Origin of the sequence: Microbacterium paludicola, assembly GCF_015235415.1 — a bacterium.
Classification (GTDB): domain Bacteria; phylum Actinomycetota; class Actinomycetes; order Actinomycetales; family Microbacteriaceae; genus Microbacterium; species Microbacterium paludicola.
Map to the genome: position 1 here is coordinate 102,627 of NZ_JADGLL010000003.1, position 16,076 is coordinate 118,702.

Annotated in this window: 15 protein-coding genes; all 15 read left to right on the top strand. The window is 70.5% G+C overall.

The genetic code is table 11. The annotated features are described in order from the left end of the window. The first annotated feature begins 83 nt into the window (after positions 1-83). The 15 genes from rsmH (at position 84) to IR155_RS02685 (ending at position 16,076) form a co-directional block, all read left to right on the top strand. Entirely contained in the window at positions 84-1,037 is a 954-nt protein-coding gene (gene rsmH / locus IR155_RS02615; RefSeq protein WP_135112872.1) for a 16S rRNA (cytosine(1402)-N(4))-methyltransferase RsmH, read from the top strand. Continuing rightward, positions 1,034-1,642 (top strand): hypothetical protein, encoded by a 609-nt coding sequence (locus tag IR155_RS02620; protein ID WP_233441074.1) that lies wholly within the window; start codon positions 1,034-1,036, stop codon positions 1,640-1,642. Before rsmH ends, IR155_RS02620 begins: the two co-directional genes overlap by 4 nt. Before the next feature lie 69 nt (positions 1,643-1,711). Beyond that, positions 1,712-3,505 (top strand): peptidoglycan D,D-transpeptidase FtsI family protein, encoded by a 1,794-nt coding sequence (locus IR155_RS02625; RefSeq protein WP_135112874.1) that lies wholly within the window; start codon positions 1,712-1,714, stop codon positions 3,503-3,505. Positions 3,506-3,593: 88 nt separating this feature from the next. Next, a complete protein-coding gene (locus tag IR155_RS02630; RefSeq protein ID WP_135112876.1) occupies positions 3,594-5,006 on the top strand; it encodes a UDP-N-acetylmuramoyl-tripeptide--D-alanyl-D-alanine ligase in 1,413 nt (470 codons plus the stop codon). After that, a complete protein-coding gene (gene mraY, locus IR155_RS02635; RefSeq protein WP_135112878.1) occupies positions 5,003-6,115 on the top strand; it encodes a phospho-N-acetylmuramoyl-pentapeptide-transferase in 1,113 nt (370 codons plus the stop codon). Before IR155_RS02630 ends, mraY begins: the two co-directional genes overlap by 4 nt. Further along, positions 6,112-7,659, top strand: a complete 1,548-nt coding sequence (gene murD / locus IR155_RS02640; protein WP_135112880.1) for a UDP-N-acetylmuramoyl-L-alanine--D-glutamate ligase — start codon at positions 6,112-6,114, stop codon at positions 7,657-7,659. The genes mraY and murD overlap by 4 nt, the downstream gene beginning before the upstream one ends. Then, entirely contained in the window at positions 7,613-8,917 is a 1,305-nt protein-coding gene (gene ftsW, locus IR155_RS02645; protein WP_135112882.1) for a putative lipid II flippase FtsW, read from the top strand. The genes murD and ftsW overlap by 47 nt, the downstream gene beginning before the upstream one ends. A gap of 4 nt (positions 8,918-8,921) precedes the next feature. Then, positions 8,922-9,995 carry a UDP-N-acetylglucosamine--N-acetylmuramyl-(pentapeptide) pyrophosphoryl-undecaprenol N-acetylglucosamine transferase gene (locus tag IR155_RS02650; RefSeq protein ID WP_135112884.1) on the top strand — a complete coding sequence of 358 codons (1,074 nt, stop codon included), beginning with the start codon at positions 8,922-8,924 and terminating at the stop codon, positions 9,993-9,995. A gap of 62 nt (positions 9,996-10,057) precedes the next feature. Beyond that, a complete protein-coding gene (gene murC / locus IR155_RS02655) occupies positions 10,058-11,470 on the top strand; it encodes a UDP-N-acetylmuramate--L-alanine ligase (RefSeq protein ID WP_135112886.1) in 1,413 nt (470 codons plus the stop codon). After that, positions 11,467-12,417: an FtsQ-type POTRA domain-containing protein gene (locus IR155_RS02660; RefSeq protein WP_135112888.1), complete on the top strand. Its 951-nt coding sequence runs from the start codon at positions 11,467-11,469 to the stop codon at positions 12,415-12,417. The genes murC and IR155_RS02660 overlap by 4 nt, the downstream gene beginning before the upstream one ends. A gap of 225 nt (positions 12,418-12,642) precedes the next feature. After that, the gene (gene ftsZ, locus IR155_RS02665) at positions 12,643-13,815 is read left to right on the top strand and encodes a cell division protein FtsZ (RefSeq protein WP_135112889.1); all 1,173 of its coding nucleotides are present in this window, start codon (positions 12,643-12,645) and stop codon (positions 13,813-13,815) included. A 6-nt stretch (positions 13,816-13,821) separates the two neighbouring features. Further along, positions 13,822-14,508 carry a YggS family pyridoxal phosphate-dependent enzyme gene (locus IR155_RS02670; protein ID WP_135112891.1) on the top strand — a complete coding sequence of 229 codons (687 nt, stop codon included), beginning with the start codon at positions 13,822-13,824 and terminating at the stop codon, positions 14,506-14,508. A 34-nt stretch (positions 14,509-14,542) separates the two neighbouring features. Beyond that, positions 14,543-15,010 carry a cell division protein SepF gene (locus IR155_RS02675; protein WP_135112893.1) on the top strand — a complete coding sequence of 156 codons (468 nt, stop codon included), beginning with the start codon at positions 14,543-14,545 and terminating at the stop codon, positions 15,008-15,010. 21 nt (positions 15,011-15,031) lie between these two features. Continuing rightward, complete coding sequence (locus tag IR155_RS02680) at positions 15,032-15,331, top strand: YggT family protein (RefSeq protein ID WP_135112895.1); 300 nt, start codon at positions 15,032-15,034, stop codon at positions 15,329-15,331. 118 nt (positions 15,332-15,449) lie between these two features. Next, entirely contained in the window at positions 15,450-16,076 is a 627-nt protein-coding gene (locus IR155_RS02685) for a DivIVA domain-containing protein (protein ID WP_135112897.1), read from the top strand.

Genomic DNA, 16,076 nt, shown 5'->3' on the forward strand with positions numbered 1-16,076 from the left:
CCTGACGCACTTCCCCGGCGCCAGGTCGAGCGGATGGGGATCAGAGCCGGGGGACCGCCTCACCGAAACGGACCCCACGCATCATGAACCTCCGCGACATCCACATCCCCGTCATGCTCGAGCGCTGCGTCGAGCTGCTCGCCCCCGCCCTGCAGCGGGACGGCGCCGTCTACGTCGACGGCACCCTCGGCATGGGCGGCCACTCCGAGGCCTTCCTCGAGCGCTTCCCGGACATCCGTCTTGTCGGCCTCGACCGCGACCCGGACGCGCTGCGCATCGCGGGGGAGCGGCTCGCGCCGTTCGCCGACCGGATCGCGCTCGTTCACACGGTGTACGACGGCATCGCCGACGCACTCGCCTCCGCCGGCCACGACCACGCGGATGCGATCCTGTACGACCTCGGGGTCTCCTCCCTGCAGCTCGACGAGGCCGAGCGCGGCTTCGCCTACGCGCAGGACGCTCCGCTCGACATGCGGATGGACCCCACCCAGGGGATGACGGCCGCCGACGTGGTCGCGACCTACGGTGAGGGCGACCTGCGCCGGATCTTCGAGCGCTACGGCGAGGAGAAGCTCGCCGGACGCTATGCCCGCGCGATCATCGCCGCGCGGCAGACGGCGCCGATCACGCGCTCCGGCCAGCTCGTCGACATCCTGCAGGCGGCCACCCCCGCGGCCCTGAAGAACGCCGGGCACCCCGCCAAGCGCGTGTTCCAGGCGCTGCGCATCGAGGTCAACGGCGAGCTCGCCGCGCTCGAGCGCGCGATCCCCGCCGCGCTCGGCACGCTCGCCGTCGGCGGGCGCCTGGTCGTGCTGTCGTACCAGTCGCTCGAGGACCGGTTCGTGAAGCGGCTCTTCGCGGAGGCGACGAGCTCGACCGCGCCGAAGGGCCTTCCCTTCGAGCTGCCGGAGCACGCGCCGCAGTTCCGGCTGATCGTCAAGGGCGCCGAGCTGGCGAGCGACGAGGAGGCCGCGCGCAACCCGCGCGCCAAGCCGGTGCGCCTGCGCGCCATCGAACGAGTGAAGGAGGCGGTGTGAGTCTCGCAACCACGGCCGCGGTGAACGACCGCGCCGTCCGTCCCGCCGAGCGCCCCGCACCGGGGAGCCCGCGCCGCCGCCTGCAGGCGGTTCCCGACGCCGCCCCGCGTCGTCGTCCGCGCCTCGGCTACGCCATCGTCGCGTTCGCCGGCGCCGTCGCCATCGCCGTGGCGCAGATGAGCCTGTCGGTGCTGACCACGCAGTCGTCGTACGAGCTCGCGAACCTCAACCAGGAGCGCCGCGAGGCCTCGCTGCAGGCCCAGGAGCTGCGCGACGAGGTCGCCGGGCTCAGCTCGCCCCAGTACCTCGCCGCGAACGCCGCGGTCATGGGAATGGTGATCGACGGCGCGCCGAGCTTCCTCCGCCTGAGCGACGGGAAGATCATCGGAGACAGCGCGGCCGCCGGTGCCGCCTCGACCGTGGATGCCGCCAAGCGCGGCGCTGTCGGCAACGCGCTGCTCGAACGCCGTCCGCTCACCACCGACCCGAAGGCAACGATCGAGGGCAAGAAGGAGGAACCGGCGAAGGCCGCTCCCCAGGAGAAGCCCGAGGCCGAACTGCCGCCCCCGCTCACGGAGGGGCTTCCGAGCCCCACCACCCGCTGATCGCATCCGATCCGCGATCCCGTTCACCTGACAGACCCGACGACAGCCCGCCGCACGCAGGGGAGCCCGATGAATCCGATCGCCAAGCGCTCATCGCGCCGCCGCACGATGGTCGCCGCCGCACTGGTGCTGACCGTCCTCGGCGGCTTCGTGGTGCGACTTGTGGACATCCAGGTCGTTCACGCCGAGGAGCACGTCGCCGACTCGATCAGCACGGGCAACATGGCCGGCAGCGAGACGCTGTACGGCAACCGCGGCACCATCGTCGACGCCAACGGGGTGGTGCTCGCGAGCACCACGATGCGCTACGACGTCAACATCGACCCGACGGTCGTGACGCCCGCGAAGCGGGACGGCACGATCGATCCAGCCGACGCGAAGCTCTGGGAGGAGCAGTCGGCGGCGATCGCCCAGATCCTCGGCATGGACGCCGAGGAGGTCCGGCGCATCGTGGCCGACAAGAAGAAGAACGAGCCGGAGTCGCAGTGGGCGCAGCTGAAGCGCAACGTGTCCACCGCCCAGTTCCAGGCGCTGCGCGAGCTCGGTGTCACGTACCTGACGTACGACCCCCGCCCGGCGCGCGCCTATCCGAACGGCGCGGTCGCCGGCAACCTTCTCGGCTTCGAGTCGAGCGACGGCGAGGCCCTCGCGGGCGTCGAGCGCTGGCAGGACCAGTGCCTCGAGGCGAAGAACGGCGAGGAGAGCTACCAGATCGGCGCGACCGACGGCATCCGGATCCCCGGGTCCGAGAAGGTCACGCCCGCCGTCGACGGCGGCGAGGTGGCCCTCACGCTCGACTCCGACCTGCAGTGGTACCTGCAGCAGATGATCGCGGAGGAGACGCAGAACCAGAAGGCGATCTCGGGCACCGTCACGGTCGCCGAAGTGGACACCGGTGCGATCCTCGCCGCAGCGCAGTATCCGTCGATGGACCCGAATGACGTCCTCGCGACGGATCCGGAGTTCCGCGGATCCCTGGTGTTCGGCACCACCTTCGAGCCCGGCTCGACGTTCAAGGCGGTCACGGCCGCCTCGCTGCTCGAGGAGGGAGTGGCGACGCCGCTCAGCTCGGTGACCGCGAAGGACTGGGAGCAGTTCCCCAACGGTGCACGCCTCGGCGACTCGCACCCGCACCCCGAGCAGACCTACACCCTCGCGGGCGCCCTCATCGACTCGTCCAACGTGGCGCTGTCGAAGTTCGGCGAGCTGCTTCCCGACCAGACGCGCTACGAGTGGCTGAAGAAGTTCGGCATCGGTGCAGGGCCCGTCGTCGGGTTCCCCGGCGAGGAGAACGGCTGGATCGAATCCCCGGACAAGTGGGACAACCAGCAGCACTACGCCACGACGTTCGGGCAGGCGTTCACCGCGACGATCCCGCAGGTCGTGAGCGCGTACCAGACCATCGCCAACGACGGTGTGCGCGTGCCGCTGCGGCTCGTCGAGTCGTGCACCACGGCCGACGGCGAGGTGAAGAAGCCCGAGACCGGCGAGCCGGAGCGCGTCATCAGCGAGAGCACCGCCCAGCAGATGCAGCTCATGCTCGAGAACGTCGGCTTCCAGAGCTCGGTGGCCGACCAGATCAAGGTGCCCGGGTACAGCATCGCCTCCAAGACCGGCACGGCGCAGAAGCCGGCGGCGGGCGGCGGGTACAAGCCCGGTGTGTACTTCACCAGCATCGTCGGCTTCGCCCCGGCGGATGACCCCCAGTACGTCGTCATGATTACGCTCGACGAACCGAAGCGGGTAACCTCGTCTGCGGCCACGGCGCCCGCGCTTCAGAAGGCGATGAAGTACGTGCTGCAGTCATATCGGGTCGTTCCGGGTCGCTCGGAGCCCGAGACCAAGCTCCCCATGTTGAAGTGACACGCCGCCCTGATCCCCGGGAAGTGCGTGCGCCACGGAGGTATCCCATCCGCATGATCCGTCCTGCCCACATGATCGCGCGCGCCGCATGATCGCCCTGACGCTCACGGAGATCGCGGCGGCGGTCAACGGCGAACTGCACCTGCACGGGACCGACAGCGCCGAGACCGTCGTCTCCGGCGTGGTCGACACCGACTCGCGCACCATGGAGCCCGGTGCGGTGTTCGTCGCCAAGCCCGGCGAGACGACCGACGGCCACCTGTTCGTCGGCACGGCCGTCGAGGCGGGCGCGGTGCTCGCGCTCGTCGAGCGCGTCGTGGACGAGCCCGTCACCCAGATCGTGGTACCGGATGTCGTCCTCGCGATCGCCGACCTCGCGCGCGAGGTCGTCGCGCGGGTGCGCGCCGCCGGCGACCTGAAGATCGTCGGGATCACCGGATCCAACGGCAAGACGACGACCAAGAACATGCTCGCGACGATCCTGCGCCCCGAGGGTGAGACCGTCGCGCCCAAGGGCTCGTACAACAACGCGGTCGGCGCGCCGCTCACCATGCTGCGGGTGACGCACGAGACCCGGTATCTCGTGTGCGAGTTCGGCGCGGATGCGCCGGGCCAGATCGGGCGCCTCGCGGGCCTGGTCTCCCCGGACGTGGGAGTCGTGCTCATGGTCGGCATGGCCCACGCCGGCGGCTTCGGCGGTCTCGACGGCACGGTTCGCGAGAAGTCCGAGCTCGTCCGCGCCGTACGCCCCGGCGGCATCGCCGTGCTCAACGCCGACGACCACCGCGTGGCGGGGATGGCCCCGATCGCCGACGAGCGCCAGCTGGAGGTGCGCTGGTTCGGCGAGTCCGAGCGCGCGGACGTCCGCTCCGGCAGTCTCGAGGTGACCGCCACCGGCACGCACACCACGGTGACGATCGAGGGTCGGGAGCTTCCCCTTCACCTGCGGGTGCTGGGCGGGCACCACATCAAGAACGCCCTCGCCGCCATCACGGCCGCCGGCGCGCTGAGCATCGCCCCCGAGACGGCGATCGAGCGCCTCGAGACCATGGAGCTCGCCGAGCGCTGGCGCATGCAGGTGCTCACGCAGTCTCCGATCCGGATCATCAACGACGCGTACAACGCCAGCCCCGACGCCGTCGCGGCCGCGCTGCGCACGCTCGCGCAGATCACCGGCCCCGACGAGCGCATGGTCGCCGTCCTCGGTGCGATGAGCGAGCTGGGGGAGCATTCGGTCGAGGAGCACCAGAAGATCGGGCTGCTCGCGGTGCGCCTGCGGATCCCGCGCATCGTTGTCGTCGGGCAGGAGGCGCGCGCGCTGTACCTCGCCGCCGTCGCGGAGGGCTCCTGGAGCGACGAGGCGGTGTTCTTCGAGAGTGCCGACGAGGCGTTCGAGTACCTGAAGACCGAGCTGCGTCCCGGCGACTCCGTGCTCGTGAAGTCGTCCAACGCGGCGGGACTCAGGTTCCTCGGCGATCGTCTGGGAGAATCGTTCTCGTGAGATCACTCCTGACTGCGGCTGCGATCTCCCTGGCGTTCTCGCTCTTCCTCACCCCGGTGTTCCTGCGCCTGTTCCGGCGCTGGGGCTGGGCCCAGCCGATCCGCGTCGCGAGCGCGAAGATGCTCGCCCCCGATCACGAGGTCAAGCGGGGCACGCCCACGATGGGCGGCACGATCTTCATCGTCGGCACCGTGTTCGGCTATCTCGTCGGCTGCTTCGCGGGCGGCAACCCGCCGACGCCGTCCGGTTGGCTCGTGATCTGGCTGATGCTCTCCTTCGGCGCGGTCGGCTTCATCGACGACTACCTGAAGGTCAAGCAGGACCACTACGACGGCCTGAGCGGATGGCGCAAGATCGCCGGTCAGGTGCTCGCGATCATCCCCTTCGGCATCGCGGCGCTGAACTTCGAGAACGCGTACGGCCAGACGCCGGGCACGGGATACATCTCGCTGTTCCGCGACATCCCCGTGCTGTCGTTCATGGCCCTGACTCCCGTGCTCGGCTGGCTGCTCTACCTCGCGTGGCTGTCGCTGCTCGGCACCGGCTTCTCGAACAGCGTCAACCTCACCGACGGCCTCGACGGCCTCGCCGCGGGAGCCGGCGTCTTCGTCGTCGGCGCGTACAGCCTCATCGCGTTCTGGCAGTTCAACCAGGCGTGCACGCGTCTGCTGCTCGAGCCCGAGCTCGCGCAGGCCTGCTACAGCACCCGCGATCCGCTGGACCTCGCGATCGTCTCCGCGGCGCTGGTGGGCGGTCTCGTCGGCTTCCTGTGGTGGAACGCGCCGAAGGCGCAGGTCTTCATGGGCGACGTCGGGTCGATGGCGATCGGCGGCGTCGTGACCGCGATGGCGGTGCTGACCCGCACCGAGCTGCTCGGCATCCTGATCGCGGGTCTGTTCGTGATCTCGTCCGGCTCGGTCATCCTGCAGCGTCTGTACTTCAAGGCCACGCGCGGCAAGCGGCTGTTCCTGATGAGCCCGCTCCATCATCACTTCGAGATGCGCGGTTGGCCGGAGGTCACGATCGTCGCCAGATTCTGGATCATCGCCGGTCTCCTCTCCGTGGGAGGCATCGGCCTCTTCTACGTGGAATGGCTCAGCCGGACATGACCGATCGCCTCGACTCCCTGACCAGCTGGAACGCCGACTGGAAGGGGCTGCGCGTCGCCGTGCTCGGCCTCGCCTCGACCGGATTCTCGGTGGCCGACACCCTGACCGAACTCGGCGCGGATGTGCTCGTGGTGACGGAGACGGCGGCCGAGGAGTACTCGCGCCTCGTGCCCGTGATCGGCGCGCGCCTGTGGGAGGGGTCGCTCGCCGAGGTGCCGGCCGCGCTCGTCGACTTCGCGCCCGAAGTCGTCGTCGCCTCGCCCGGCTTCCCGCCGTCGCATCCCGTCGTCGCGTGGGCGCGCGAGACGGGCGTCGCCCTATGGGGCGACATCGAGCTCGCCTGGCGCGTGCGCGACAAGGTGACGCGGGCGGATGGGACACCGGCCGAGTGGGTCTTCATCACCGGCACGAACGGCAAGACCACCACCACGCGGCTGACCGCCACGATGCTCGTCGAGGGCGGCCTGCGCGCAGCCCCGTGCGGCAACATCGGCGTGCCGATCCTCGACGCCGTGCGCGATCCGGCGGGCTTCGACGTGCTGGTGGTCGAGCTGTCGAGTCATCAGCTCTGGTACCTCGGGCTCGACGACGGCCCGGGATCGCCGTCCCCGCACGCGGCCGTGTGCCTCAACCTCGCCGACGACCACCTGCTGTGGCACGGCTCCTTCGACGCCTACCGCGACGCGAAGGCCGTCGTGTACCGGCACACCAAGGTCGCCGCCGTCTACAACAAGGCGGACGATGCGACGATGCGCATGGTCGAGGACGCCGACGTCGTGGAAGGTGCGCGCGCGATCGGCTTCGACCTGGGCGTGCCGGGCCCGAGCGACCTCGGCGTGATCGACGGCATCCTCGTCGACCGCGCCTTCCTCGAGGAGCGCCGCACGTCGGCCCTCGAGCTCACCACCGTCGCGGCGCTGCACCAGCGCGGCCTCGCCGCCCCGCACATCGTGGCGAACGCGCTCGCGGCAGCGGCGCTGGCGCGATCGCTCGGCGTCGAGCCGGGCGCGATCCGCTCGGCTCTGGACGGCTTCCGCCTCGACCCCCACCGCATCGAGGTCGTCGGCCGCGCCGACGGCATCACGTGGGTGGATGACTCGAAGGCGACGAACCCCCACGCCGCCGCCTCGTCGCTCGCTGCGTACCCGGGGGCGGTCTGGATCGTCGGAGGCCAGCTGAAGGGCGTCGACATCGGTACGCTCGTCGCGCAGCGCGGGCCCGCGAGCCGCGCGGCGGTCGTGATCGGCGTCGAGCGCGCGGAGGTCGTGGCGGCGTTCGAGCGACACGCGCCCGGGGTGCCGGTGTTCGAGGTCGACCACACGGAGACTGAGAGCGTCATGACCCGGGCCGTCGAGCTGGCGGCCGGGATCGCGCGGGAGGGTGACGTGGTGCTGCTCGCACCGGCAGCCGCCTCGTTCGACCAGTTCACGGGATATGACGACCGCGGCTCGCGTTTCGCCGCCGCGGTGAGGGCTCGGATCGAGGGGGGAGCGGACCGTGAGCACGACGACGACGCGGACCCCGAAGGCGCGCGCGACTCCTGAGAAGCAGGAGCCGCGCTCCGGTGCACTGACGGCGCGCGTCTCGCTCGGCAGGGTGTTCGCGCCCGTGCCGCTGGAGTTCCTGCTCATCGCGTCGACCGCCCTGCTGCTGACGGGCTTCGGCGTGGTGATGGTGACCTCCGCCACGACGGCCTCCGCCTTGAGCCGCGGCGAGAGCCCCTACAACGACGGCATGCAGCAGGCGATGTTCGCCCTGCTCGGCCTCTCGATGATGTTCGTCGTCAGCCGGCTGCCGGTGAGGTTCTTCCGCCGGATCGGATGGGTCGCGCTCGGGCTCGCGCTGGTCGTGCAGCTGCTCGTGTTCACGCCGCTCGGCGTCGAGGTGTACGGAAACCGCAACTGGCTGAGGATCGCCGGTTTCTCCCTGCAGCCCTCCGAGCTGCTGAAGCTCTCGCTCGCGCTGTGGGCGGGAATGATCCTGTACCGCAAGCGCAACCTGCTCTCGAAGTGGCAGCACGTGTTCATCCCGCTCGTGCCGGTCTCGATGCTCGCGATCGGCACGGTGCTCGCGGGCAAGGACCTCGGCACCTCGATGGTGCTCGTGCTCATCCTGCTCGCGTGCCTGTTCTTCTCGGGCGTGAAGCTGCGCATCTTCGTGCTTCCGGTGATCGCCGGAGCTCTGGTGGTCGCGGCGCTCGCCATCACCAGCCCCAACCGGATGGGGCGCATCATGAGCTTCCTCGACCCGGACTGCGACTACATCAAGGAGTGCTACCAGCCCCTTCACGGCATCTGGAGCCTCGCGGGCGGCGGGATCTTCGGACGGGGCCTCGGCAACTCGATCGAGAAGTACAACTGGCTTCCCGCCGCCGGAGACGACTACATCTTCGCGATCGTGGGCGAGGAACTCGGCCTGATCGGCTGCATCGTCGTGCTTCTGCTGTTCGCCACATTCGCCGTCGGGGCGTTCCGGATCATCCGCAACAGCGACGATCCGTTCGTCAAGATCGCGGCGGGCGGCATCACCGTGTGGATCCTCGGTCAGGCGCTGATCAACATCGGCGTCGTGCTGCGCGTGTTCCCCGTGCTCGGAGTGCCGCTGCCCTTCCTGTCGGCGGGCGGAAGCTCCCTCGTCGCAGTGCTGGCTGCGTGCGGCGTGCTCCTGGCGTTCTGCCGGACCCTGCCCGATCCGTCCCAGGTGGCGATGCGCCGGCCGGGTGCCGCGCGGGGCGCGACCAACACTCCGGGGTCGGCCAAGCGTCGTCCTGCACGACCGAACCACCCTCGGGCGGGAAGATAGTCACGTGACGACGTATCTCCTCGCCGGCGGTGGCACCGCCGGGCACGTGAACCCCCTGCTCGCCGTCGCGGACGGCCTGCGCCGCCGCGAGCCGGATGACGACGTGCTGGTGCTCGGCACGCAGGAGGGGCTCGAATCGCGTCTCGTGCCTGAACGCGGCTACGAGCTGCTGATCGTCGCGAAGGTTCCCTTCCCGCGGCGCCCGAACGGTGCCGCGGTCGCCTTCCCCGCACGCTTCCAACGTGCCGTCGCGCGTGTCCGCGGATACATCCGCGAGCGCGGCGTCGAGGTCGTCGTCGGTTTCGGCGGCTACGCGTCTGCCCCCGCGTACGTGGCGGCGCGGCGCGAGCGCATCCCCTTCGTGGTGCACGAGGCGAACGCCCGTCCCGGCCTGGCGAACGTGCTCGGCGCGCGCCGCGCGGCCGGCGTCGGGGTGACGTTCCCCGGCACGCCGCTGCGCGGCTCCGAGGTCGTCGGCATGCCGCTGCGTCCTGAGATCGTGGAGCTCGATCGCGCCGGGCGGCGTTCCGAGGCCGCCGAGTACTTCGGGCTGGACCCCGCCAAGAAGACGCTGCTTGCATTCGGCGGATCGCTGGGAGCCCGTCGCATCAACGAGGCCCTCGCCGGGTCCTGGCGCGACATCCTCGACGCCGGCTGGCAGCTGCTGCATGCGACGGGAGAGCGCTCCGACCTCGAGGATCCCGGTGCCGAGGGATACGCGATGGTCCGCTACCTCGACCGCATGGACCTGGCCTTCGCGCTCGCGGACCTCATCGTCTCGCGCGCCGGCGCGTCGACGGTCAGCGAGGTGGCGGCGCTCGGGATCCCCGCGGTGTACGTGCCGTACGCGGTCGGAAACGGCGAGCAGCGGCTCAACGCCGCCTCCTCGGTCGCTGCGGGCGCGGCGATCCTGATCGACGACGCGGCGTTCACGCCGGATCGCGTGCGCACGGAGATCGTGCCTCTGCTGAAGGACGACGACCGCATCGCCCGGATGGCCGCGGCCGCGGAGAACGCCGGCGAGCGCCACGGCACCGAGAACGTGATCGCCCAGCTGGATCGCGCGCTGGGCCGCTGACGGACCGCGCCCCGCGTGCCGGACAGCCGCGCGTCGGTTCGTCGACCTACACTCGTAGGGCCATGATCAGACCCGACCTCAGCACCCCGATCCCCGCACACATCGGTGCCGCGCACTTCATCGGCATCGGCGGATCCGGCATGTCGGGCCTTGCCCGGATGTTCCTCGCTCGCGGAGTGAAGGTGTCGGGATCCGACCGCTCCGACAGCCAGAATCTGCGCGATCTCGAGGCGCTCGGCGCGACCGTCCACGTCGGTCACGACGCCGCCAACCTCGGCGACGCCGACACTGTGATCTTCACGGGCGCGATCTGGCCCGAGAACCCCGAGTACCTGCTCGCCAAGGAGCGGGGCCTGCCGATCATCCACCGGTCGCAGGCGCTCCATTGGCTGATCGGCGGACGCCGCCTCGTCGCCGTCGCCGGCGCGCACGGCAAGACCACGTCGACCGGCATGATCGTCACGGGTCTGCGCGGCCTCGGCGTCGACCCGAGCTTCGTCAACGGCGGCGTGATCGCGGGCCTCGGCGTCTCGAGCGACACCGGCTCCGACGAGCTGTTCGTGATCGAGGCAGACGAGTCGGACGGATCCTTCCTGCTCTACGAGACGTCGATCGTCCTGATCACCAACGTCGACGCCGACCACCTCGACCACTACGGCTCGCACGACGCGTTCGACGCCGCCTTCGTGCGGTTCGCCGACGCGGCGCGCGAGGCCGTCGTGATCTCGTCCGACGACGAGGGCGCGCGGCGCGTCACCGCGGGGCTCAGCCACGCGAACGTGGTCACCTTCGGGCGGGCCGAGGACGCGGACGTCCGGATCACCGACATCGTCACCGACGGGCCCGTGTCGTTCACGCTCACTCACGGCGGGCGCAGCGCCTCCGCGCGCCTTGCCGTGCCGGGCGAGCACAACGCGATCAACGCCGCCGGCGCGGTCGCGGTGCTGATCTCGCTGGGCCACGAGCTCGAGCCCGCGCTCGAGGCCGTCGCCGCCGGGTTCGAGGGGACCGTCCGCCGCTTCGAGCTTCACGGCACCGAGCGCGGCGTGCAGGTCTACGACGACTACGCGCACCACCCGACCGAGGTGGCCGCGGCGCTGTCGGCGGCGCGCACGGTGGTGGGCGAGGGGCGCATCATCGCGCTCCACCAGCCGCACACCTACTCGCGCACCCAGCTCATGGCGGGCGAGTTCGCCCACGTGCTCGAGGAGCTCGCCGATCACACGGTTGTGCTCGACGTGTACGGCGCGCGGGAGGATCCGATCCCCGGCGTGACGGGCGAACTCGTGAGCGGGGCCTTCGACGATCCCGAGCGCGTGCACTTCGTCGCCGACTGGCAGGAGGCCGCCGACTACACGGCATCGGTCGCGCGTGAGGGCGACTACGTCATCACGCTCGGCTGCGGCAACGTGTACCAGATCATCCCGCAGGTGCTCGAGTCGCTGCGGACGGGCGAGGGCAGCGAGTCGCAGTGAGGCGCCCCGGCCCGCTCCCTGCTCCGGAGGAGCGCGCCGCCGAGCGGACCGGGCGGCGACCGCTCGCCGACCCGGAGGGACTCGTCCCGCTGGAGGACGAGCCGCGTCGGCGTGCCCTGGTGGTTCCCTTCCGCCGTCGCGATCGGGACGAGGCGGAGCCGGATGCGCCGGAGCAGGACGAACCGGCCGGGGCGCCGCGGGGAACCGGCTGGCGTGACGTCTGGCGCGCCACACGTGCCCGCCGCCGCGCGCTGCGCTCGGAGATCCGCCGGTTCACGGTGCGCTCGCGCCGCCGGCGGATGATCTGGATCGGATCCATCTCGGCTCTCCTGCTGCTGGTCATCGGCAGCGTCGGTGCGGCCTACAGCCCGCTGTTCGCCGTGCAGCGCATCTCGGTCGTCGGGGCGGAGAAGCTCGACGACGACGCCCTGCAGGAAGCGCTCTCGGCGCAGGTGGGAAGGCCGCTCCCGCTCGTCGATCACGCCGAGATCAAGGCGGCGCTTGTGGAGTTCCCCCTGATCGAGACGTACACGCTCGAGGCGCGGCCGCCGCACGACCTGGTGGTGAAGATCGTCGAGCGTACCCCGATCGGCGTGGTGCGCTCCGACGCCGGATTCACGGTCGTGGATGCCGCCGGCGTTGTGCTCTCGACGACGGAGGCGCAGCCGGAGGACCAGCCGTTGATCGATGCGCGCGATGGTCTCGACTCGCCCGCGTTCGCCGCGGTGGGGCAGGTGCTGCGATCGCTGCCGGAGGACGTCCACGGCCTCGTGGTCGGTGCGCGCGCGACGACGCAGGATGACGTCACCCTGACTCTTCGCGACGGCACGGAGGTGCTGTGGGGGAGCGCGGAGAAGTCCGCGCTCAAGGCGCGGACGCTTCTCGCCGCCCCCGACGGCAAGAGCTTCTACGACGTGTCGTCGCCGGGCGTCCTGATCTTCCGCTGAGCCGCGCGCGATCCATCCGATCGGCCGTGGAGCGCCGCTGAGCGGGCCGGATCGGCGCGTTGCGGACACGACTCGCGACACGCCCAGGGCCAATCCGGGCGTGCGGCGCCCGCGCGCATACCTTCATGGAAGGAATTGCATACCGGGCAATACTTTAACCCTCACGTCGAACATGAAGGTTCAAGCCCGGATGAGACCAGGGGTTCGGAGCAAACGGAGGCCGGCATGAGCCAGAACCAGAACTACCTCGCCGTGATCAAGGTCGTCGGCGTCGGCGGCGGTGGCGTGAACGCCGTCAACCGGATGATCGAGCTCGGTCTCCGCGGAGTCGAGTTCATCGCGGTGAACACCGACGCGCAGGCGCTGCTGATGAGCGACGCGGACGTCAAGCTCGACGTGGGCCGCGAGCTCACGCGCGGTCTCGGCGCCGGCGCCGACCCCGAGGTGGGTCGCCGCGCCGCCGAGGACCACGCCGAGGAGATCGAGCAGGCGCTCGCGGGCGCCGACATGGTCTTCGTCACGGCGGGCGAGGGCGGCGGCACCGGCACGGGCGGCGCCCCGGTCGTGGCGCGCATCGCGAAGTCGATCGGCGCGCTGACCATCGGCGTCGTGACCAAGCCCTTCTCCTTCGAGGGACGCCGCCGCCAGAGCCAGGCCGAGGCCGGCGTGGCAGCGCTGAAGGAAGAGGTCGACACGCTCATCGTGGTGCCGAACGACCGCCTCCTCGAGATCAGCGACCGCGGCATCTCCATGGTCGAGGCGTTCGCCACGGCCGACCAGGTGCTGCTCGCCGGTGTCCAGGGCATCACCGACCTGATCACGACTCCCGGTCTGATCAACCTCGACTTCGCCGACGTCAAGTCGGTCATGCAGGGCGCCGGCTCGGCGCTCATGGGCATCGGCTCCGCCCGCGGCGCCGACCGCGCCATCAAGGCGGCCGAGCTCGCCGTCGAGTCGCCGCTGCTCGAGGCGTCGATCGAGGGCGCTCATGGCGTGCTGCTGTCGATCCAGGGCGGATCGAACCTCGGCATCTTCGAGATCAACGACGCCGCCCAGCTCGTCAAGGAGGCCGCGCACCCCGAGGCGAACATCATCTTCGGCACGGTCATCGACGACACGCTCGGCGACGAGGTGCGCGTCACTGTGATCGCCGCTGGCTTCGACGGCGGCGAGCCGCAGACGCGCCTCGAGGTGCCGTCGCTCGCCTCGAACCGCGCGTCGATGCCCACGCTCCCCGGCAGCGGCCTCGGCAGCAGCTCGTCGAACGAGACCGCCAAGAAGGACGAGCCCACGCGCGAGCCGGTCGCGGTCGCCGCGCAGGCGCCCGTCCTGCCCGACTCGGGCTTCGACTCGGCGTTCGGGGACGACGACCTCGACATCCCCGATTTCCTGAAGTAAGCGCCGGTGCCCGACCTCGCGCAGCGCCTCGCCGATGTGGACTTCCGCATCGGCGAGGCTGCGCGTGCGGCCGGACGCGATCCGGGGGAGCTGACGCGCATCGTCGTGACGAAGTTCCATCCGGCATCGCTCGTGAGAGAGCTGCACGCCCTCGGGGTGCGCGATCTCGGCGAGAACCGCCAGCAGGAGCTGAGCGCGAAGGCCGAGGAGACGAGCGATCTCCCCGACACCAGGTGGCACTTCATCGGGCAGGCGCAGACCAACAAGGCGCGCGCCATCCGGCGGGCTGCCGCGGTCGTACACTCGGTGGATCGCGAGCGCCTCGCCGATGCGCTCGACGCGGCCGCCGAGCCCGGCGATGCCGTCCTCGACGTCCTCGTGCAGGTGAACCTCACGGACGACGCCGGGCGCGGGGGAGTGAGCCCCGATGGGATCGAACCGCTCGCCGAGCGCATCGCCGCCGCCGCGACCCTCCGCCTGCGGGGCGTGATGGCCGTGGCGCCGCTCGACGAGGCGCCCGTCGCTGCGTTCGAGCGGCTCGCGGGCTACTCCGACCGCGTGCGGGCCGTCGTGCCCGAGGCGACCTGGATCTCTGCCGGCATGACCGGCGACTTCGCCGAGGCGATCGCCTGCGGTGCGACACACCTGCGGATCGGTTCCGCAATCACGGGACCGCGCCCACCCCGGGCGTAGCCTCGAAACAGACGAGCAGACTACGGAGGACGCCATGGCGAACCCGCTCAAGAAGACGATGGTCTACCTCGGCCTTGCCGACGAGGAGGAGTACGAGGATGCGCACGAGCAGCCTCAGCGCACGCATCGGGACGAGCCGCAGCACGACGACGCCAAGCCGGCGCCCGTCACTCCGCTGCGACGCCCGGCCGTCATCCGTCAGCCCGCGGCGGCTGCCGTGAACGAGATCGTGACGGTGCACCCGAAGCAGTACCGCGACGCGCAGACGATCGCCGAGCACTTCCGCGACGGCATCCCGGTGATCATCAACCTCTCGCAGATGAGCGACGCCGACGCGCGCCGCCTCATCGACTTCGCGAGCGGCCTCTCGCTCGGCCTCTACGGGCGCATCGAGCGTGTCACCAGCAAGGTCTTCCTGCTCTCGCCCGAGAACATCGCCGTGTCGGGTGACGGCGGGATCGCGCACGCGGACCCCGAGTCCGCGCCCTTCGCGCAGGCCTGACGCACACCGCCTCGTCTCGTCGTGGGTCCCGTCGGGCTGATCGCCTCGATCCTCAATCTCGTCATCCTGCTCTACATCCTCGTGCTGTTCGCGAGGCTGGTGCTCGAGTACATCCCGATGTTCAATCGCGAGTGGCGCCCCAGGGGGGCGCTGCTCGTGGTGGCTGAGGTGACGTACACGCTCACCGACCCCCCGATCCGGCTCCTGCGGAGGTTCATCCCGCCGCTGCGGATCGGCGGGATCGCCATCGATTTCGGGTTCGCGCTCACGATGCTGCTCTGCTTTGTGCTGCTGTCGGTGACGCGGGCCTTCATGATCTGATTCCGTCGCCTTCGGTCTCGCCTCTCGCGGCGCCGGAGGGGACGGTTATGCTTGCAACCGGAGAAGTGCCCAGGGCTCGGCCCACGGCCACAGACACCCCACGGAAGAGGAGCCACCCATGGCATTGACGCCGGATGACGTCGTCACCAAGCAGTTCCAGCACGTCCGGTTCAAGGAGGGTTTCGACCCGGACGAGGTCGACGACTTCCTGGACGAGATCGTCGTCGAGTGGCGCAAGACGATCGAGGAGAACAACGAGCTCAAGGCCAAGCTGGCCAAGTACGAGTCCGGTGAGCTCGCTCCGGCCGAGCAGGCCGCTCCCGTCGAGGCACCGGCCGAGGCCCAGCCTGAGCCCGCTGCGGCTCCCGAGCCCACCCCGGCGCCCGTCGCCGCTCCCGCCGGTGACGTCTCGAGCACGGCCACCAGCGCCGCCAGCATCATCGAGCGCGCCCAGCGCCTTCACGACGAGCACGTCGCCGAGGGTCGCCAGATGGCCGAGCAGCTCGTCGACGAGGCCAAGACCGAGGCCGACCGCATCCGCAGCGAGGCCGAGGCCAAGCAGCGCGAGCTCACCGAGAAGTACGAGCGCGAGCGCACCACGCTTGAGAGCCGCATCACCGAGCTGCGTCAGTTCGAGCGCGACTACCGCGCCCAGATGCGCAGCTACTTCGAGTCGAAGCTGAAGGACCTGGACGCCTCGGGCTCGACCTCGGGTGACACGCCGGTCTCGGCGATCGGTCTCTGA

Excerpts from the sequence above, each read along its gene's own strand:
- IR155_RS02675 (WP_135112893.1), top strand. The coding sequence starts at position 14,543 with ATGGCGAACCCGCTCAAGAAGACGATGGTCTACCTCGGCCTTGCCGAC.
- IR155_RS02625 (WP_135112874.1), top strand. The coding sequence starts at position 1,712 with ATGAATCCGATCGCCAAGCGCTCATCGCGCCGCCGCACGATGGTCGCC.
- ftsZ (WP_135112889.1), top strand. The coding sequence starts at position 12,643 with ATGAGCCAGAACCAGAACTACCTCGCCGTGATCAAGGTCGTCGGCGTC.
- murC (WP_135112886.1), top strand. The coding sequence starts at position 10,058 with ATGATCAGACCCGACCTCAGCACCCCGATCCCCGCACACATCGGTGCC.
- rsmH (WP_135112872.1), top strand. The coding sequence starts at position 84 with ATGAACCTCCGCGACATCCACATCCCCGTCATGCTCGAGCGCTGCGTC.
- murD (WP_135112880.1), top strand. The coding sequence starts at position 6,112 with ATGACCGATCGCCTCGACTCCCTGACCAGCTGGAACGCCGACTGGAAG.
- IR155_RS02630 (WP_135112876.1), top strand. The coding sequence starts at position 3,594 with ATGATCGCCCTGACGCTCACGGAGATCGCGGCGGCGGTCAACGGCGAA.
- IR155_RS02685 (WP_135112897.1), top strand. The coding sequence starts at position 15,450 with ATGGCATTGACGCCGGATGACGTCGTCACCAAGCAGTTCCAGCACGTC.